Source organism: Kouleothrix sp. (assembly GCF_046328425.1).
GTDB lineage: Bacteria > Chloroflexota > Chloroflexia > Chloroflexales > Roseiflexaceae > Kouleothrix.
The window spans coordinates 109,896-128,266 of sequence record NZ_JAXLWP010000007.1; the positions used below are offsets into that span (position 1 = coordinate 109,896).

18 protein-coding genes are annotated in these 18,371 nt (G+C 67.2%); 11 read left to right on the forward strand and 7 right to left on the reverse strand.

Annotated features, from left to right (window positions below):
• Positions 1 to 216: 216 nt before the first annotated feature.
• Entirely contained in the window at positions 217 to 942 is a 726-nt protein-coding gene (locus tag U0177_RS07795) for a ferritin-like domain-containing protein (protein ID WP_409570042.1), read from the reverse strand.
• Positions 943 to 1,093: 151 nt separating this feature from the next.
• Between U0177_RS07795 and U0177_RS07800 the strand changes: the two genes are divergently transcribed.
• The 3 genes from U0177_RS07800 (at position 1,094) to U0177_RS07810 (ending at position 5,476) form a co-directional block, all read left to right on the forward strand.
• On the forward strand, positions 1,094 to 2,056 hold the full coding sequence (locus U0177_RS07800; protein WP_409570043.1) for an AAA family ATPase: 963 nt from the start codon (positions 1,094 to 1,096) through the stop codon (positions 2,054 to 2,056).
• A gap of 152 nt (positions 2,057 to 2,208) precedes the next feature.
• On the forward strand, positions 2,209 to 3,375 hold the full coding sequence (locus U0177_RS07805) for a DUF58 domain-containing protein (RefSeq protein ID WP_409570044.1): 1,167 nt from the start codon (positions 2,209 to 2,211) through the stop codon (positions 3,373 to 3,375).
• 223 nt (positions 3,376 to 3,598) lie between these two features.
• Entirely contained in the window at positions 3,599 to 5,476 is a 1,878-nt protein-coding gene (locus U0177_RS07810) for a TIR domain-containing protein (protein ID WP_409570045.1), read from the forward strand.
• A gap of 99 nt (positions 5,477 to 5,575) precedes the next feature.
• On the opposite strand, the gene U0177_RS07815 is transcribed toward U0177_RS07810, so the two are convergent.
• On the reverse strand, positions 5,576 to 5,869 hold the full coding sequence (locus U0177_RS07815) for a Txe/YoeB family addiction module toxin (protein ID WP_409570046.1): 294 nt from the start codon (positions 5,867 to 5,869) through the stop codon (positions 5,576 to 5,578).
• Positions 5,853 to 6,140, reverse strand: a complete 288-nt coding sequence (locus U0177_RS07820; RefSeq protein ID WP_409570047.1) for a type II toxin-antitoxin system Phd/YefM family antitoxin — start codon at positions 6,138 to 6,140, stop codon at positions 5,853 to 5,855. Before U0177_RS07820 ends, U0177_RS07815 begins: the two co-directional genes overlap by 17 nt.
• A 108-nt stretch (positions 6,141 to 6,248) precedes the next feature.
• On the opposite strand from U0177_RS07820, the gene U0177_RS07825 reads away from it, so the two are divergent.
• From U0177_RS07825 to U0177_RS07835, 3 genes are all read left to right on the forward strand, one after another.
• Positions 6,249 to 7,508, forward strand: a complete 1,260-nt coding sequence (locus tag U0177_RS07825; protein WP_409570048.1) for a glycosyltransferase family 4 protein — start codon at positions 6,249 to 6,251, stop codon at positions 7,506 to 7,508.
• A gap of 238 nt (positions 7,509 to 7,746) precedes the next feature.
• A complete protein-coding gene (locus U0177_RS07830) occupies positions 7,747 to 9,525 on the forward strand; it encodes an adenylate/guanylate cyclase domain-containing protein (RefSeq protein ID WP_409570049.1) in 1,779 nt (592 codons plus the stop codon).
• Entirely contained in the window at positions 9,515 to 10,837 is a 1,323-nt protein-coding gene (locus tag U0177_RS07835) for a hypothetical protein (RefSeq protein WP_409570050.1), read from the forward strand. Before U0177_RS07830 ends, U0177_RS07835 begins: the two co-directional genes overlap by 11 nt.
• Before the next feature lie 78 nt (positions 10,838 to 10,915).
• On the opposite strand, the gene U0177_RS07840 is transcribed toward U0177_RS07835, so the two are convergent.
• Together U0177_RS07840 and U0177_RS07845 are read right to left on the reverse strand one after the other, a co-directional pair.
• Entirely contained in the window at positions 10,916 to 11,341 is a 426-nt protein-coding gene (locus U0177_RS07840) for an RbsD/FucU family protein (protein WP_409570051.1), read from the reverse strand.
• A gap of 16 nt (positions 11,342 to 11,357) precedes the next feature.
• On the reverse strand, positions 11,358 to 12,053 hold the full coding sequence (locus U0177_RS07845) for a histidine phosphatase family protein (protein ID WP_409570052.1): 696 nt from the start codon (positions 12,051 to 12,053) through the stop codon (positions 11,358 to 11,360).
• 150 nt (positions 12,054 to 12,203) lie between these two features.
• Here U0177_RS07845 and U0177_RS07850 point away from each other — a divergent pair, with 150 nt between their 5' ends.
• Together U0177_RS07850 and U0177_RS07855 are read left to right on the forward strand one after the other, a co-directional pair.
• On the forward strand, positions 12,204 to 13,226 hold the full coding sequence (locus tag U0177_RS07850; protein WP_409570053.1) for a phosphotransferase family protein: 1,023 nt from the start codon (positions 12,204 to 12,206) through the stop codon (positions 13,224 to 13,226).
• A gap of 44 nt (positions 13,227 to 13,270) precedes the next feature.
• Positions 13,271 to 13,678 (forward strand): DUF6285 domain-containing protein, encoded by a 408-nt coding sequence (locus U0177_RS07855; protein ID WP_409570054.1) that lies wholly within the window; start codon positions 13,271 to 13,273, stop codon positions 13,676 to 13,678.
• A gap of 183 nt (positions 13,679 to 13,861) precedes the next feature.
• Here U0177_RS07855 and U0177_RS07860 read toward each other — a convergent pair whose 3' ends face one another.
• Together U0177_RS07860 and U0177_RS07865 are read right to left on the reverse strand one after the other, a co-directional pair.
• Entirely contained in the window at positions 13,862 to 14,149 is a 288-nt protein-coding gene (locus U0177_RS07860) for a MerR family transcriptional regulator (RefSeq protein WP_409570055.1), read from the reverse strand.
• A gap of 192 nt (positions 14,150 to 14,341) precedes the next feature.
• The gene (locus U0177_RS07865) at positions 14,342 to 15,253 is read right to left on the reverse strand and encodes a DnaJ C-terminal domain-containing protein (protein WP_409570056.1); all 912 of its coding nucleotides are present in this window, start codon (positions 15,251 to 15,253) and stop codon (positions 14,342 to 14,344) included.
• 330 nt (positions 15,254 to 15,583) lie between these two features.
• Here U0177_RS07865 and U0177_RS07870 point away from each other — a divergent pair, with 330 nt between their 5' ends.
• The 3 genes from U0177_RS07870 to U0177_RS07880 all read left to right on the forward strand — a co-directional run bounded on the left by U0177_RS07870 (position 15,584) and on the right by U0177_RS07880 (position 18,368).
• Positions 15,584 to 16,312: a hypothetical protein gene (locus tag U0177_RS07870; RefSeq protein WP_409570057.1), complete on the forward strand. Its 729-nt coding sequence runs from the start codon at positions 15,584 to 15,586 to the stop codon at positions 16,310 to 16,312.
• A gap of 108 nt (positions 16,313 to 16,420) precedes the next feature.
• Entirely contained in the window at positions 16,421 to 17,275 is an 855-nt protein-coding gene (locus U0177_RS07875; protein ID WP_409570058.1) for an ABC transporter permease, read from the forward strand.
• Between the two features lie 160 nt (positions 17,276 to 17,435).
• Positions 17,436 to 18,368 carry a pseudouridine-5'-phosphate glycosidase gene (locus U0177_RS07880; RefSeq protein WP_409570059.1) on the forward strand — a complete coding sequence of 311 codons (933 nt, stop codon included), beginning with the start codon at positions 17,436 to 17,438 and terminating at the stop codon, positions 18,366 to 18,368.
• The last annotated feature ends 3 nt before the right edge of the window (positions 18,369 to 18,371 follow it).

Here is an 18,371-nt window from a genome sequence, read left to right on the forward strand (position 1 = left end):
GATTCCTCGGCAGCGCAATGCGGCACGTCTGCCTGCGGCAGCATGGTACTCAGCCATCTTTATGTGCGGTTTTCCGCGCGGAGCACGGAAAACCGCACATAGAGAAACAATCAAGTACCACTCTGCGAAGGCTGAACGCACAACTGCGTGAGTGGTACAACAAAGCCCCCGTTCCCAAGCCGGGAACGGGGGCTGCGCGAGCGCGACAGGCGGCAGCTAGTACAGCGTCGCGAACATCGGCGGGCGCATGGTCTTCACGTCGCCCATAGCGGCCTTCACCTGATCCTTGTTCGGCATCATCACTGGCCCGATGAAGCCGTTGCCGGCCTTCAGGAATGGCGCCAGCGTGGGCACGGCGTCGGAGACGTTGTAGTAGATCGCGGCGGGCACGGCCAGGTCGTTCGGCAGGAAGCCGGCGATCTCGCGCACCAGCGCGAGGTGCACAGCCTCGCTAGCAGCGTGCTGCGCGGTGGTGGCGGCCAGCTTGCCCTGGCCGGCCTCGGCGAAGCGGCGCGTGGCCGCCAGGTACGCCGCCACAAACGCCGTCTCGGCCGCGAGGCCGGTCTTGATCAGCGTATCGGCGTCGCTCAGTAGGTTCGCCGGCACGAAAAACTGGTTCGTCAGCGCCTTGCCGCCCGCGCCGGTAAGGAACTCGTAGTGGTACTGCTCTGCGTCGAGCGCGGCCTTGAGATAATCGACATCCTCGGCGTCGAGCGCGAACTTCGCGCCGGTGATCGCGCTGTAGTAGAACGTCACCGCCAGCGCCTCGGCCGTCGCCGCCAGGTTGAGGATTGTCTGCGGGTCGTCGTTGGCCGCCGCGGCCTCGGCCTGGCCCATACCAAACGCCCCGGCGAAGCTGGCCATGGCGATGCCGCCACCGATGCCGGCCGAGCCCTGGATAAACCGCCGGCGCGAAAGCCCACTGCTTGTGTTCTGTGGCATGATTCTTCCGCCTCTCTATTCGCTGCCCAGTCTCTAACGCTGGGTCTACCTGCTATGCGAACGCCCGCGCCGTTTGGATCTCACACTTGCTTGTCAAGTTCTAGCGCGCGGCATATAATTGCCTGCATCGCCAACGGAGAGAGGTTGCCGCGTGCCCGCTTCACTAGAGGATATTCAGGAATTCGCCACCGCAGTGCGCGAGAACGTCGCGCGCGTGATCGTCGGCAAGCGCGACGCGACCGACCTGCTGCTGGTTGCGCTGCTGTGCGGCGGCCACGCGCTGCTCGAAGATGTGCCCGGCGTCGGCAAGACAATGCTGGCGCGCGCGGTGGCTGTGTCGCTGGGGCTCAGCTTCCGCCGCATCCAGTGCACCCCCGACCTTCTGCCCAACGATGTGCTTGGCGTGTCGATCTACCGCCAGAACGAGGGCGTGTTTGTATTCCAGCCCGGCCCGATCTTCGCCAACATTCTGCTGGCCGACGAGATCAACCGCGCCACGCCGCGCACCCAGAGCGCGCTGCTCGAAGCAATGGGCGAGGGCCAGGTGACGATCGACGGCGAGACGCGCGCGCTCACGCAGCCCTTCCTGGTGCTGGCCACCCAGAACCCGGTCGAGTTCGAGGGCACCTTCCCGCTGCCCGAGGCCCAGCTCGACCGCTTCCTGATCGAGGTGGCGCTGGGCTACCCCACGCCGGCCGAAGAGGCGGCGATGCTGCGCGCGCTCGAGGGCGCCCACCCGATCGGCGCGATCGGCGCGGTGGCGGACGGCGCGCACCTGCCCGAGCTGCAGCGGGCGATCTGGGGCATCCACGTGCAGGATTCGCTGCGCGACTACGTTATTCGCCTGGCGAATGCCACTCGCAGCCACCCCGACCTGGCGCTTGGCGTGAGCCCGCGCGCCACCTTCGCGCTGTTCCGCGCGGCCCAGGCCGCCGCCGCGCTTGCCGGCCGCGAGTACGCGATCCCCGACGACATCAAGGCGCTGGTGCGGCCGGTGTGGCGCCACCGGCTGCTGCTGCGCCCCGAAAGCGCGCTGCGCGGCCGCAGCGCCGCCGCCGTGCTCGACAGCGTGCTCGGCGAGGTGACGCTAGACCTTGGCGAGCAGGGCGCATAGCTTTTGGGGTTGCACACTTGCGTTATTCGACTTCCTAAAGCTAGGCGTTTCGCCTGCGGCACCGCGCACAATAGGCTAGTACCGCTCTGCCGAAGGCTGAGCACGCCAGATGCGTTTGTCCTACGTTTATCGGAGCGCAAAGCGTAGCGCCAATGAATGACCTGTTCTGGCTCATCCTGGTGCTATTCTTTGTGGCAGCCGCCCTGCGCAGCGAGCTGTTCTTCTACTTGCTGTACGTCGTGGTGGGTCTGCAGCTGCTGGCGCGCTTCTGGCTGCGGCGCGGCGCCCGGCAGCTGAGCTGGCGGCGGAGCCTGCCGCCGGCCGCGTTCCCCGGCGAGCCCACCACCGTCGAGATCGAGCTGCGCAACACTGGCCTGCTGCCGGTGCCCTGGCTGACGCTCACCGAGAGCATTCCGCCCGCGCTGCGCAACCCCTCGACCGTGCGCGAGGTGCTGTCGCTCGGCGCAAACGAGCGCCGCGTGCTCTCCTACGTGGTAGCCGGGCAGCGCCGCGGCTACTACCGCATCGGGCCGCTCACGCTCGCTACCGGCGACGTGCTAGGCCTCGACGAGCGCACGCTCGCCAGGCCCGAGAACGACGCGCTGACGATCTACCCGGCCACGCTGCCGCTGGCCGAGCTGGGTCTGCCGGCCGCGCTGCCCTACGGCACGCTGGCCACCAACCAGCGCCTGTTCAGCGACCCGGCGCGCCCGGTGGGGGTGCGGCCCTACCAGGCCGCCGACGGCGTGCGCCGGATCGACTGGAAGACGACGGCGCACGCCGGCAGCCCGCAGGTGCGTCGCTACCAGCCGGCGATCGCGCTCGAGACGCTGATCGCGCTGGCGTTCTCGCGCGGCGAGTACGGCGGCCGCTTCGCCTACGACACCATGGAGCGCGCGCTGGTCGCCGCCGCATCGCTGGCCGCGCACCTGGCCGCGCGCCGCCAGCCGGTGGGCCTGTGCACCAGCGGTCGCGACCCGGCGATCGGCGCGGCGGCGCTGAACGTGCCGGTGGGCCACGGCCGTGCCCACCTCATGACAATCATGGGCACGCTCGGGCGGCTCGAGATGGCCGCCGAGGGCGATCTGCCCGCCACGCTCGGCGCTGCGGCGGCGCACCTCGGCTGGGGCAGCACCGTGATCGTCATCACCGGCCAGCGCGGCCCCGAGCTGCTGGCAAAGCTGCTGCCGCTGCAGCGCCGCGGCCTCAGCCTCGCGCTCATTCTGGCCGAGCCCACCCCCGCCGACCTTGGCCTGCCGCGCGAGTATGGCATCACCACCTACGGCCTGTGGCGCGACGGCCGGCCATCGGCGTGGTGAACACCAGGTTTGCATAGGTTCATAGTTCCGCGCTCGGCGAGTGCAAAAATCAGCAACAGGAAAGAAGAAGTACCTTGCTGCCGCAGGCTCAATTCCAGCCTAGCGCGCGCCACCGCACGAATGTTGATAATCATGCAAGCTGCCGCAGGCAAGATCAACGAAAAATGCCCGCTGCTGCGTTATAATAATGACACTTCCGCCTGCGACATAGAGTGGTGAGCATATGCCCGACCAGGAGACGCTCAAGGGCCAGCTGACGCTGCTGAACACCCTGCGCCAGCGCCTGCGCATCCAGCTCGATCAGCAGGGAAAGATGGGCGTCTATGCCCCAGCTTACCTGCAGCTCGAGATCGACGACGCCCGCGCGCAGATCGCCAAGATCAAGGCATACCTGCGTCGGTATGGCTACATTGTTGAGAACAACTTTGAAGATGGCGACGAACCCGCCGCAGCTGTGGAGGCGCCTATGAGCAGCATCCCAGGCACACCGCCCGCCGCCGAGCCCGCCGCCGACGTGTTTGTCAGCTACCACCCGGCCGACAAAGCCTGGGTGCGCGGCGAGCTGCTGCCGCGCCTCGACCGCGCCGGGCTGCGCTACCTCGTCGACTATCGCGACTTCGCGATCGGCGCGCCCAAGATCGTCAACATCGAAAACGCCGTCGCCGGCAGCCGCCACACCCTGATCGTCGTCACCCCCGACTGGCTCGCCAGCGACTGGAACAGCTTCCAGGGCCTGCTCGCCAGCTCCGCCGACCCGGCCGGCGTCGAGCGCAAGCTGCTGCCGCTGATCCTCAAGCCCGCGCGCCTGCCCGCGCGCATCGCCTACCTCGAAGCCATCGACCTGACCGACGAGCACGAGCGCGCCTTCCAGATGGATCGCCTGATCCGCGGGCTGAGGGTGAGAAATACATCGCCGACGGCCGTTGTGGATGAGCAGAAGGCTGAGGAGAAGAATTCACCTTCTCAACCCGCTGCCAGCGTCGATCTGCCCCCCTACCAAGCTGAACAACAACCCTGGTACGTCGCAGGCCCACCCGCAATCAAACGGCTCGCGCGCGCCGAGGCTATCCCGCTGATTCGCCCGCATCCGGTGCTGCTGCTTACCGTCAATGACAATGAATTTTTCGCGGTTGGGCGTTTATTGCAGCCACTACCGAACCAAGAGCGCGTGGTGCAAGTTTCAGTCGGCAACGAAACCTACTACCTCGGCCGCTATGGCGCCTACGACGCCGTTCTTGTGAAAACACGTATGGGCTCAGCTGGGCCTGGCGCAACCATGCTTGTGACCCAGCGCGCCCAGGATTTCTGGAAGCCCCGTGCAACCATCGCAATCGGCGTGGCGTTTGGCATGAACCCTTCCAAGCAAAAGATTGGCGATGTCCTGGTCGCCAGCGAGATCATTCCGTACAACCCCATTCGCGCGGGCGCAACCACGCTCGAGCGTGGCCAGCGGCTGGCCAGCGATGCCGCGCTGTTTAATCGCTTTGATAACACTTACGACTGGCAGTTCACACGCCCGGATGGCACGCTTTGCCGCGTGCACAAAGGCACCGTTCTGTCGGGCGAAGAGCTGATCGACAATGCCGAGCGTAAGGCCGAGCTGCAGCAGCGTTTTCCCGAGGCGATTGGCGGCGAAATGGAGGGCACTGGCCTGTCAGCGGCGTCATTCTACGAGCGGCGTCCCTGGATCTTGATCAAGGCAATCTGCGATTGGGCCGATGGCACGAAGCATAGCCAGCACCAGCCATTCGCCGCCGCAGCGGCCGCGTCGCTGGTGAATAATGTGCTTTCAGATCCTGAGGCGCTTGAGGCTCCAGAGGCAGCACAGGCGCATCAAACACAACAGCCCGAGAGTGCTACCGTGGCTGCACATCAAGAGACAACTCCTCCTCCAAAGGTAAACCCACCCCAACCGACCGCACCACGCGCTAACCCTGCACGGGCGGCGAAAGAGCGCTACCTCGCCACACTCTACCGGAAGCTCGATGCCGCTTACTCGCAGAAAAGCACGCTATTAAGCCAGGTCGATAAAGTGACGATCAATGAGCAGATCGCCCAGCTTGAGGCCGAGATTAAACAGCTCGAGCAGGAGCTGCAATGAGCCTTGCGGCTCAAAAGCGCTACGAGCCGCAACCCATACACGCCATTTGGCGACCTGCGCATGCTGAATGCAGCCGAGGGTTGTGAGGGTGGCTACTGGTCAGCTGTAGTGGTAGCGCGCCTGAAGAAAGTCGATACAATCTGCTCGTACGAGGTAGACCAAACGATGCTCTTGTGTGATGCGTCGCGACCAAACATCTGCACCGAGATATTTGAGTGGCTCTGGCTTCCCGATCCCGCTGAATCGTTCACGCATGACGGCTTCGACCAGGGCGAGAATACGCAGCGCAGTGCGACGATCGGCCTCGGCCCAGTAGCGTAGATCAGCTCGAAATTCATCTTGAAATACGGCCTGTCGCGTCGTCTGGGCCGGCACCTCACGCTTCTTTGCCAAGACCAACCTCATCGCGTAGCTCAGCAATCGATTGGGGCATCCCGTTGCCTTCACGTGCGCGCGCGAGCGCGGCGAGAAGACGTTCGGCGTTGGCAGGTGAGCGTAGAAGATGTGCAGTTTCCAACAAGCTGGTTAACTCATCAGCGGCAATCAGCGCTACGTCATCAGCTCCCCGGCGTTGAATAATAATAACCTCTCGATTGTCGACGACCGCATCAAGAAGGCTGGCGAGGTGTGCGCGGGCCTGTGTATATGTTGTTTGAATCGGCATGCGACCCTCCGAGTTGAAAATGTACAGATATACTGTACAATAATCCAAGAATATTGTCAAAATACAAAGCTCGCATCCCCGCGCGCAAACCGTGATACAATCGCGCCCATGCACTTTCTCCACGTCGTCCAGCTGTATCACCCGGTCGCCTCGGGAGCGGCGCGCTACTTCGCCGAGGTCGGCGAGCGCCTGGCCGCCGAGGGCCACCGCGTCACTGTGCTCGCCACCGAGGCCCACGACCTCGAGTTCTTCTGGGATGCCCGCAAGCGCCGCGTTGCGTCGCCCGAGGAAACCCACAACGGCGTGCGGATCGTGCGCCTGCCGGTGCGGCGCATGCCAGGCCCGCCGATTGCCTACCCGATCCTGCGCCGCCTTATGGCCGAGATCTCGCGCGTGCCCGGCACCGCGCCGCTGCTGCGGCGCATGGCCACGCTCACGCCGCGCCTGCCCGACCTGCCTCAGGCCCTCGCCGCCGAGCGCTTCGACCTCATCCACGCCACCAATATTACGCTCGACTTCGCCGTCGTGCCGGCGTTCGCGTTCGCGCGCCGCCGGCGCATCCCGTTTATCTGCACGCCGTTCGTGCACCTCGGCCCGCCTGGCGACGACTCGCTGCTGCGCTACTACAGCATGCGCCACCAGGTCGGCTTGCTCGCCCGCAGCGACCGCGTGATCACCATGACGCGCCTCGAGGCCGACGCGCTGGCCGCGCGCGGGGTGCCGCGCGCCATCCTGCGGCCGATCGGCGTTGGCGTGACGCCCGCCGAGGTGCTGGGCGGCGATGGCGCGCGCTTCCGCGCCGAGCAGCAGATCCATGGCCAGCTGGTGCTGTACGTCGGCGCGCTGGCCTACGACAAAGGCGCCATCCCGGCGATCCAGGCCATGCAGCGGCTGTGGGGCGCCGGCAGCGACGCTACGCTGGCGCTGATTGGCGCGCCGCTCGAGCAGTTCACGCGCTTCTACGGTGCGCTCCCCGCCGAAACCAAGGCGCGCATCAGGCTGCTGCCCTACGCCCCCGAGCCAGTCAAGCGCGACGCGCTGGCCGCCGCCGATGTGTTCGCCATGCCCTCGCGCACCGACTCGTTCGGCATCGCCTACCTCGAGGCGTGGTGCTACGGCGTGCCGGTGGTCGGCGCGCGCGCCGGCGGCGTGCCCGATGTGATCGCCGACGGCTACGACGGCCTGCTCGCGCCGTTTGCCGACATCCCCGCCACCGCCGCTGCGATCGAGCGGCTGCTGCGCGACCGCGAGCTGGCCACGCGCCTCGGCGCCGCCGGCCGCGCCAAGGTGCTGCGCGATTTCACCTGGGATCGGATCTACGCCCAGGTGCGCGCCGTCTACCACGAGCTCCTGCCCCAGAGCCAGTAGCGCTCATACCAACCCCGTCCGATCACGTTCGTTTTGCGATGCTCTGCCCGAGGCATCGCAAAAGAAATTGCAGGGGCGTCGCAGAGCCTCCAAACCTCCCGTTGGGGCGCATACCTCTTTCCAAGTTCCTTATACACAATAGTTCCTGCACATGAAACGGTAGCATCTAGTTAATAAATGGTTATTAGCATGGTGCTACGCGCATATGTCGCGTGAGTGTTCGTGAACAGGAAGCCGAATGAGCATCGCAACCTCCACGCAGGCCCAGCCCGACGGCGGCCAGCTGCGCTTCGCGCCACGCCTGCTGTTCAAAATAACGCTGCCGTATGTCGCGCTGGCGCTGGTGCTGGCGCTGGCGGTGATCTACGTCGTCGCGCGCATGAACGCCGAGTCGGTCGCCTCGGCCTGGAGCCGCCAGGTGCACGAAACCCAGCTGCGCGTGGCCGATAGCATCGTGCGTACCGAGCAGAGCCAGCTCACCGACGCGCGCACGCTCGCGCGCCTGAGCGGCCTCGGCGCGGCTGTGCGCGCCGGCGACAGCACGGGCGCGCTGGCACTGGTGGCGCCCTACGCCGTCAGCCAGGGCATCGAGCACGTGCTGCTGCTCGACAGCGACGGGAAGCTGCTGGGTGGGCTGCGGCTCGATGGGCGCGGCGCGCTCGCGCCGCTGAGCATCGCCGGCGTCGCCAGCTGGCCGTTCGTCAGCGCGGTGCTCGATCGGAGTATCGACAACCGCGGCGACAAGTATGTCGGGCTGGTAACCGGCGACGACCCGGCGCTCTACACCATCGCGCCGCTCTACGACGGCGAGACCCAGGCCGGCGGGCTGCTGATCGGCACCACCGCGCCAACACTCGTGGCGCGCTGGCGCGCCGCCAGCCTGGCCGATGTCACGCTCTACGACGCCGACGGCTCGATCATCGCCAGCTCGTTCGGCGCCGAGCAGCCGCCCGCTTTGGCAGCGGCCGGCCAGCTTAGCGCCCGCGAGCTGACGCTCGGCAGCCGCGCGTATACCGAGATCGTCGCCACCCTTATGCTGCGCGCAGGCGAGACCCCGCAGCTCGTGGGCGTGGCGCTGTCGAAGGCCGGCCGCAGCGACCTGCTAGCCAACGCCGAGCTGATGCTGCTGGCGATCCTGGCGGCTGGCCTGCTGGCGGCCATACTGGTCGGCACCGCGATCTCCAGCCGCATCACCCAGCCGATCACCGCGCTGGCGCGCGCCGCCGAGGGCGTGGCGCAGGGCGATCTCTCGCACCACATCGCCATCACCACCCGCGACGAAGTCGGCGCGCTCACACACTCGTTCAACGCCATGGTCGAGGGCCTGCGCGAGCGCGAGCGCATGCACGACATCTTCGGCCGGTTCGTCAGCCCCACGGTGGCGCGCCTGGTGCTAAGCCGGCCGCTGGCGCTCAGCGGCGAGGCCAAGATGCTCTCGATCCTATTCACCGACCTGCGCGACTTCACCGCAATGACCGAGCGCGACGACCCGGCGCAGGTTATCGGCGGCCTGAACGACTACTTCCGCATCGTGGTCGAGGCCGCCGACCGCTACGGCGGGATCGTGAATAAGTTCGGCGGCGACTCGACGCTGGTGCTGTTCGGGCTAGCCGACGAGCAAAGCAACGCCCAGGCCAGCGCCGAGGCGGCGGTGCGCGCCGCGCTGGCCATTCGCGCCGGCATGGCACTGCTCAATCACCGCCGCGCGGCCGAGCGCCTGCCCGAGCTGATCGCCGGCATCGGCATCAACACCGGCACAGTGATCGCCGGCCTGATTGGCGCCGAGCGGCGCATGGAGTACACCGTGATCGGCGATGCCGTAAACCTCAGCGCGCGCATCCAGGCGCTCAATCGCGAGCTGGGCGATGGCATCCTGATCAGCGATGCGACCTATGCCGCGCTTGGCCAGCCGCATGGGCTGGAGTTCTTCGACCATGGCGTGCATCACGTCAAAGGCAAGCGCTATGGCGTCGGCATCTACGCGATCGTCAGCCAGGAGGCCGTTTATGCGAACTAGCCAAAGCTGGGCGGCGCCCACCTTCTGGGCCGCGACTATGGCCGTGGGTATGGCCAGCGCACTGCTGGTGATCGAGCTGGCCTTTCAGTCGAGCGCGCTGGCGTACGCGCCCGAGCCGTCGCACATCGCCGCCGACTACAGCACCGACCCGCGCGATAGCCGCCTGCACCTGATTGCCCCGGTCGACGCGGCCGTGATCACCGACACCCTGCGCGATCTCTCGGCACAGCCAGCTAGCCAGGCGCAGGCCACGCTGAGCTTCGCCGCGCCCACCATAGCCGCACCTCTGCCGAGTGCCACGCGACGCCCCCGGCCGTCGCGTACCGCCATTCCGGCTGTGGCGATCGAGCCCACCGCTACGGCGTTCAGCAGCCCGACGCCTCAGCCAACCTCGGAGCCAGCCGCCGCCGAGTCTGCCGGCCCGCCCGATACCCAGCCACAGCGGCGCGCCAGCCACGCACCCACCCTGCCACCTGGCCAGCCTGTGCTGCCACCGGCTGCTAGCGCCGCGCCGCGCAGGCCCACTGCTACGGCTATTGCTCTGGCCCAGCTATCAACCGCCTTGCCGGCGGCGCAGGCCACGCCGAGCAGCCCGCCGCCCAGCGCGACCGACACGCCAAGCTTCACGCCAACTGTTCTGCCCTCCAGCACTACCACGCCGAGCAGCACGCCAACGGTTCTGCCCTCCAGCACGACTACGCCGCGACCAACCGAAACTGCGCGGCCGAGCGCAACCTCGACCGCGCGCGTCGGCAGTACGCCGAAGCTAACGAGCACTCAGCAGCCAGCCCAGCCGGCTACGGATACGCCCCGGTCCACCAATACGCCCCGGCACACTGCACCGCCCACCAGCACGCCCCGGCCGACCGCGCCGCCCACCAGCACGCCCCGGCCGACCGCGCCGCCCACCAGCACCCCTCGGCCGACCGCGCCGCCCACCAGCACCCCTCGGCCGACTGCGCCGCCCACCAGCACCCCTCGGCCGACCGCGCCGCCCACCAGCACGCCCCGGCCGACTGCGCCGCCCACCAGCACCCCTCGGCCGACCGTGCCGCCTACGAATACTCCCCGGCCGACTGCGCTGCCCACTAGCACGCCTCGGCCGACCGCCCCGCCTACCAGCACACCCAAGCCTACTGAGCCACCCACGAATACGCCCCGGCCGACCGCCCCGCCTACCAGCACACCCAAGCCTACTGAGCCACCCACGAATACGCCCCGGCCGACCGCCCCGCCTACCAGCACGCCGCGCGCTGAAAGCGTCCCGGCGCCAACCCAGCAGCCAACCGCGCAGGCGCCTGCGCAGTCATAAGGCTTCCAAGGCCGCCAACATAGCGAAGAGCACGAACAAGGTTCGTGCTCTTCAAACGCCTTGCAGCGAGCCGCCGGCTCAGGCTTCGTCGGGCGGCACCACGCCGATTGTCAGCAGCAAGTTGGCGTACACGCGGCGCTCGGCCGTGGCAATCACCAGGCCCACATCGGGCACAGAGGCAGCGGCATAGAACTCGAAGCGCCTGAGGATATACAGCTCGCGCTCGGGCATAATCTCGCGAAACTCGCGGAAGATCGCCGGCTCCTCGCCAGTGTCGGGCACCATCACATGCGCCGCCTCGATCGGTATCGCGTCGACCAGCACGCGCAGCACATCGGTAGCCGACAGCACGCCCGGCGCCAGGTTGAGGTACACGCGCCGCGCCTGCGGATGCGAGCGCGTCGCAAACGGGTAATTGCCGTCGGCAATGAGGATCTGGGCTCCATGGCCAAGGCTGCCCAGAGCGGCCAGGATTTCGGGGTGCAGCAGTTTGTAGCGTAGCATCGAAGCTCCTGTTAGTCTAGTCGTCCTCTGCGATCACCTGGGGGAATTCAAGAAAGTAGCGCTCCATACTCGTCAGCTCCATGCCGCTCTTGAGCGGGTTGGCGGGCGTGTAGTTCACCATGCGAATAATGCCGTAGCCAGCTTCGTTCACGTCGATAATATTGATGCATCCGGCGTCCTGCTCGAAATGGCCCAGTGCGTCGAGCTCGGCGCCAAGCATGTCGGCCAGGATCACGCGATTCACCGCGCCGTGAAGCACCAGCAGCATCGTGCGCCACGCCATATCCGCCAGCAGCGCGCGAAACGCCGGCACAATCCGCGCGCGGAAGTCGCCGAACGTTTCGCCCAGCAGAAAGGTGTCGGTGGGCGCGAGCGGGCGCGTGATTGCCTCGACAAATGTTTCACGCAGCTCGGCGCTGGTCAGGTGCATGATTCTGCCGCCGCGAATTTCGTGCAGCGCCGGCACCTCCTCGATCGGCAGCGCGCGTTCGCCCAGCACGATCTGCGCGGTCTCGCGCGTGCGCGGCAGCCCGCTGCACACCACGCGGTCGAACAGCACCCCCGCCAGCGCCTGGGCTGCTGCCGCCGCCTGGGCGCGGCCCTGCTCGTTCAGCGACACGCTTTCGGGCGGCACGGCGCGGCCCTGCTCGATGTAGCTCACTTCGCCGTGGCGCAGCAGGTACACCCGGCGGCGCGGGGGAAACACTGGCATAGCAGAACCTTTGCTGTTGGCTGGTTGGCGTATGCGCAGTATAGCATAGCTGCGCGCCAGAACGACAGCACCTGGTTGAGTCGCGGGTTGCGCCATTGTGGCCGTGGGTGTATGCTTGTAGCGATACGCAGCTCAGCACGAGCCAGCCTTATGCCTTCATTCGATCAGAATGCGCTTGCCGGCGCGCTGGCCAGCTTCCTCACCACGGCTACTGGCCTGGCGGCTGAAGTTGTGGCCGCGCGCCCGATCGCCGGCGGCGCCTCGATGGATACCTGGGCGATCGATGCCGCTGTTGGCGGCGCGCCGCACGCGCTGGTACTGCGCATGGACCAGGCCAGCAACATGAACCCCGGCGCGCTCAGCCGCGCCGACGAGTTCGCGCTGCTGCAGGCGGCCTGCGCCGCCGGCGTGCTGGCCCCACAGCCGCGCTGGTGCAGCGCCGACGGCGCTGCGCTCGGCCGGCCATTCTTTCTGATGGATCGGGTCGCGGGCGAGTCGATCGGGCCGCGCGTGGTGCGCCGCCCCGAGCTCGCCGCCGCGCGCGCCCGGCTGGCAGGCCAGCTGGCCGAGCAGCTCGCGCGCATCCACGCGATCGACCCGGCGCCGCTGGCGTTTCTGCCGCGCCCCGCGCCAGGCCGCTCGCCAGCCCAGCACGCGATCGACGACGTGCGCGGCATGCTTGCGGCGATCGGCCTGGCTACGCCGGCGCTCGAGTTCGGCCTGCGCTGGCTCGAGCAGCGCGCCCCCGCGTGCCCGCAGCCCACGCTGGTACATGGCGACTTTCGCATCGGCAATGTGCTCGTTGGCCTGGGCGGCCTGAGCGCGGTGATCGACTGGGAGTTCGCGCACGTCGGCGATCCGCACGAGGATCTCGCGTGGGCCTGCGTGCGCGACTGGCGCTTCGGCAACGACGCGCTGCGCGTTGGCGGGGTGGGCGAGCTTGCGCCATACATTGCCGCCTACCAGGCCGCGTCGGGCCGCAGCGTCGACGGCGCGGCGCTACGCTTCTGGGAGATCCTGGGCAATGTGCGCTGGGCCGCGACGTGCCACAGCCAGGCCCATCGCCACCTTTCCGGCGCCGACCCAAGCGTCGAGTACGCGAGCCTGGGCCGCCGCGCCGCCGAGATGGAGCTCGAGTTTCTGAGCCTGATTGAAGAAGCAGCCGGGAGCTAAGCAGCAAAATGCGCGAGTTCTCGGCGCCTGGTTCGCGAGGCGCTATGTTCGACCATCCAACCGCCGCCGAGCTGATCGCCGCTGCGCGCGAGCATATCGAGCAGCATGTTCTGCCGGCGCTGGCCGAGCCGCGGCTGCGCTTCCAGACACTCGTGGCCGCGAATGTGCTGGCAATCGCCGAGCGCGAGCTGGCGCACGGCGAGCTCGCGCTGGTCGCAGCCTGGGTGCGGCTCGGCATACTGCTGAACCAGCAAGCCACCACGCCGCCGGCCGGCGCGGCGCTGCGCGCGGCCGTGCACGAGCAAGAGCAGGCGCTGTGCGCTGCTATCCGCGCAGGCGACTTCGACGCAGCGCCGCGCCAGGCACAGCTGCTGGCCCACCTGCGCGCCACTGCCGCCGCCGAGCTTGCCGCCGCTAACCCGCGCTACCTCGCACGTGTACAGCCCGGCTAATAGAGCATAAGACTTACCCAGTTAGCGCCCTCAGCCCTCGGCAGAGCGGTGCTATGCTCGGTATCGTGTGCGGTTTTCGCGCTCCGCGCGGAAAACCGCACAGAAGATGATGACACAAGTCTCGAAGGCGCGCCGCAGCCGCGTGTTCTTTGCGTCTTTGTGTCTATTTGCAACGTACTGGGCCTACGTGTCGCCCGTCATCGCGCGCAGCGCGGCTAGCTCGTGCTGCAGATCGACCATCTGGCGGCGCATGTGCAAAATCACCTCGACACCGGCCAGGTTTACGCCCAGATCGTCGACCAGGCGCTTGATAAAGCGAATCTGCTCCACATCCTCGTCGCTGAAGCGGCGGATGTTGCCGGGGCTGCGCTGTGGCGCGATCAGCCCGCGCCGCTCGTACATCCGCAGGCTCTGCTCGTGCATGCCACATAGCTCGGCGGCAATTTTGATCGTGTAGTAGTGCTTTTCCATAGTGTTACGGCTTGCGCAGTTGACGCGTTCTGCCTTCGGCAGAGCGCTCCTTGATTGTTTCTCTGCGCGCGATATCTCCGCGATCCGCGCGAAAATAGCGCATACAAAGGTAGCTGCCGCAGGCAAAAGTGCGGCACTGAGATGCCGAACAGCGCAGCTGCGTAAGTCCTAGCTCAAGCCTGGCCCCAATCACTACGATTGCCGCACCCGCTGCAGCTCTTCCACCAGCTCGCGCTCGCGCTCGGAGAGCCGCGTCGGCAGCTGAGCCTCGAGCTTGACATACAGGTCGCCGCGCGTCTCGGGCGCGCGCAGCCGCGGCATGCCCTGCCCGCTAATGCGGAACTTGCGGCCATTCTGCGTGCCCGCCGGTACGCTTAGCGTCACCGTCTTGCCGCCGATGATCGGCACGCGTGCCGTGCCGCCTAGCATCATGGTGAACATATCCACCGGCACCGCCGCCTCCAGATCGTCGCCACGCCGCTCGTAGCGGCTGTCGGGCAGCACCTTGACGATCAGAAACAGGTCGCCGCGACGGCCGCCGCCAATGCCCGGCGCGCCCTCGCCGGCCACCCGCACGCGCGATCCGGTCTCGACGCCTGGCGGCACTTTCACCGTGATGGTGCGCGGCGAGCCGTTGGGGTTGCTGAACTGCAGCACGCGCTGCGTGCCGCTGAAGGCTTCTTCAAGCGTTATCTCGGCCTCGTGCTCGACCGGCTGCCCGTCCATGCGCAGCCCGCCCGCGCCGCGCGCCGAGGGGCGCGCGCCCGCCGCGCCGCCAAACAGCGTCTCGAAGAAATCGGAGAAGTCGCCGCCGCCAAATGGGCTGCCCCCGGTATCGGCCCAGCCGCCGGCCGGGCCGCCTGCGCCGCCCGCGCCGTAGCGCTGCCAGTCGCGCCCGAAGCGATCGTACTTCTCGCGCTTCTCTTTGTCGGAGAGCACTTCATAGGCTTCGTTGATCTCTTTAAATTTTGCCTCGGCCGCCGTGTTGCCAGGGTTGATGTCGGGGTGATACTGGCGCGCCAGCTTGCGATACGCCTTCTTGATCTCGGCGTCGCTGGCGCTGCGCTCGACACCGAGCACCTGGTAGTAATCGCGATATTCCATCGGAACGACTCCTCAATATTCGTTGTGCTGCGGTTTTCCGCGCTCCGTGCGGAAAACCGCACCCAGAAGATCGGCAAGCCCTATGCTGCCGTGGGCGGGCGAGTGTACCTTTAGGAAGCCGAATAACGCAACTGCGTAGCGCCTATTCCTTTTCAAGCCTATTATATAAACTTGAGTGTATTACTGTCAAGGTTTCGTATACAAAATTGACACCCGCATCCTCGCGTGCGATAATCGACCTGCTGGTTCAGCAAGGTTTCGCCACCCGTATAGAAGCAAGAAGCGCTCTGCTGAAGGCTGAGCGCGCCAGCTGCGTAAGTGATGAATAGCATGACAACACAAGTTACATGGGCGACCGAGCTAGCGCACGTGCACGAAGTCTCGCTGCTTGGCACCGCCGATATGGCCTTCTGGCAAAAGCGCCTGCAGGGCGAAGACCTGGCCCCCGCCGCCGACGAGCACGGCCATGCCCAGCTGCTGATTGTCGCCGCCGACATGCGCTTCATGGGCGTTCGCTTCTGCGAGCTTAGCTTCTCTGTGCTTGTCGAACCCGAGCTCCACGTAGGCCAGCAGGCCGCCTACCTGGTGGGCGCGTTCAACTCGCGGCGCTTCTTCGCCTGGTACGAGCGCAGGGTCTTCGCCACGCCCTACCAGCACGCCGATGTGCGCGTGTCGGCCGCGCTCCCTGCCACGATCGACGTCGCTGCGGCCGGTGTGCCGTTGTTCGAAGCGCGCATGCAGGCAGGCGCCGGCCGTGCGCCAACGCGCAGCGGCGAGGCGGCCTGGGAAGGCCCGATCTTCCTGCCCGAACGCCAGGGTGGGGGCAGAAAGATGTTCTTCGCCCGCCTGCGCGGCCACACGCAAGCCTACCCATTCTTGCCCCCGCACGACACGCTGGCGATCACGCCAGGGCCGGGCGGCGAGGCGCTACAGGCCCTGCTCGATTCAGGCTTTGCCGCTAGCGAGTGGGTCATTCGCGCAGACGCAAGGCACGCGAAGTCGAACACTTACCCGCGCAGCGCAGCGCAGCCGGCAGCGGCCGCGCAGGAGCGGGCATGAGCAGAAAGGCGCTGCAAGCTCTTACCGTACTCGAGGTCGCCGGTGCCCGAGCGTGCGTCTTCTGGCTGGCCCGCAGCCTGGCCGGGCTCAAGCAATAGCATCCCTGATATGGCCGAACGATTAGCGCCGACGCGCCAGGCCAATCGCGCGGGCGGCCTCGGCACACCGCGCGCCCGGCGGCACACCCTGCTGCTGCTCCTGGCGAGCCTGCCGATGCTGCTGTTCCTGCTGGTGCCGGTGGTTGCGCTGATCGTGCGCGTGTCGCCGGCCGTGCTGCTCAGCAACCTGGCCGGACGCGAGGCGGCCCAGGCGATCAGCCTGAGCATGCTTACCACTGCGATCTCGCTGGCGCTGGCGATAGCCGGCGGGACGCCGCTGGCCTACCTGCTGGCGCGCCGGCGCCTGCCAGGCCGCGCCGCGCTCGACACGCTGATCGATCTGCCGATGGTGCTGCCGCCCGCTGTGGCCGGTATCGGCCTGCTGCTGGCGTTCGGCCGGCGCGGGCTGCTTGGCCGCTACCTGGCCGACGCGTCGATCGAGGTCGCGTTTACCCAGGCCGCCGTGGTGCTGGCCCAGCTGTTTGTCGCCGCCCCTTTTTATGTCAAATCGGCGCTGGCCGGCTTCGCCAGCGTCGATCACGAGCTTGAGCAGGCCGCCGCGCTCGACGGCGCGACGCCGCTGGGCGTGTTCCGCCACGTCACACTGCCGCTGGCCTGGCCGGCGCTGTTCGGCGGCGCGGTGATGACATGGGCGCGCGCGCTGGGCGAGTTCGGCGCCACAATCATCTTCGCCGGCAATTTCCCCGGCCGCACTCAGACGATGCCACTGGCGATCTATATTGGCTTCGAGCTTGAGCTGAATGTCGCGCTGACGCTGGCGATCTTGCTGCTGGCGATCTCGTTCGGCGTGCTGCTGCTGGTGAAGGGCCTGCTGGGCTGGAATGGCGCCGAGCGCGCTGCCTGATGGACGACCACCGATGTCAGCGCTTCTCGGCTGCGGGCATATACCAACGCGCCCGCCAAACTCTCTACGTATACTCATCCAGCACGCTCCGCAGCACGAGTACAATGGCGAAAAAGTGCGGTACAATAGCGCATTCTATTCGCATCGAGCAGGCACACATATGTCGACAACTCTTGTACAGCTTTCCGAAGCGCTTGGCGCCGCGCTCGCGGCCGGGCGGCCGGCAGTGGCGCTCGAAAGCACGGTGATCTCACACGGCCTGCCCTTTCCGCATAACCTCGACCTCGCCCGCGCTATGGAGGACGAGGTGCGCGGCAACGGCGCGGCGCCAGCCACGATCGGCGTGGTGGCCGGCACGCCAACCGTGGGCATGTCGCCCGAGCAGATCGCGCACTTCGCGCAGGCTACGGGCATACTGAAGCTTTCGCGCCGCGATATTGGCTACGCCGTGGCTATGCGCCGCGATGGCGCCACTACCGTCGCCGCGACAATGACGCTGGCCGCGCTGGCAGGGGTGCAGGTGTTCGCCACCGGCGGCATTGGTGGGGTACATCGCGGCGCCGCCGAGACGTGGGACGTCTCGGGCGACCTGACCGAGCTGGCGCGTACGCCCGTGCTGGTGGTCTGCGCCGGCGCCAAGTCAATCCTCGACCTGCCGGCGACGCTTGAGTACCTCGAGACTGCCGGCGTGCCGGTGGTGGGCTACGGCACCGATGCGTTCCCGGCGTTCTATAGCGCCGACAGCGGCCTGCCGGTAACCGCACGCGCCGACTCGGCGGCCGAGGTGGCTGCGGTGTGGCGCGCGCATCGCAGCTACGGCAGCGGCGGCATGCTGCTGGTGGTTCCGCCACCGGCCGAGGTCGCCCTGCCGCGCGATGAAGTCGAGCGCGCGATCGAGCGCGCGCTGGCGAAGGCGCAGGCTGCCGGCGTGCGCGGCCAGGCGGTCACGCCGTTTCTGCTGGCGGCGGTTGCCGAGGAAACCCACGGCGAAAGCATGCGCACGAATATCGCGCTGCTGCGCCAGAATGCGCGCGTCGCCGCGCGCATCGCCGCTGCGCTCGCCAGCATTCCCTTTAGCCAAGAGCAGAGATAGCGG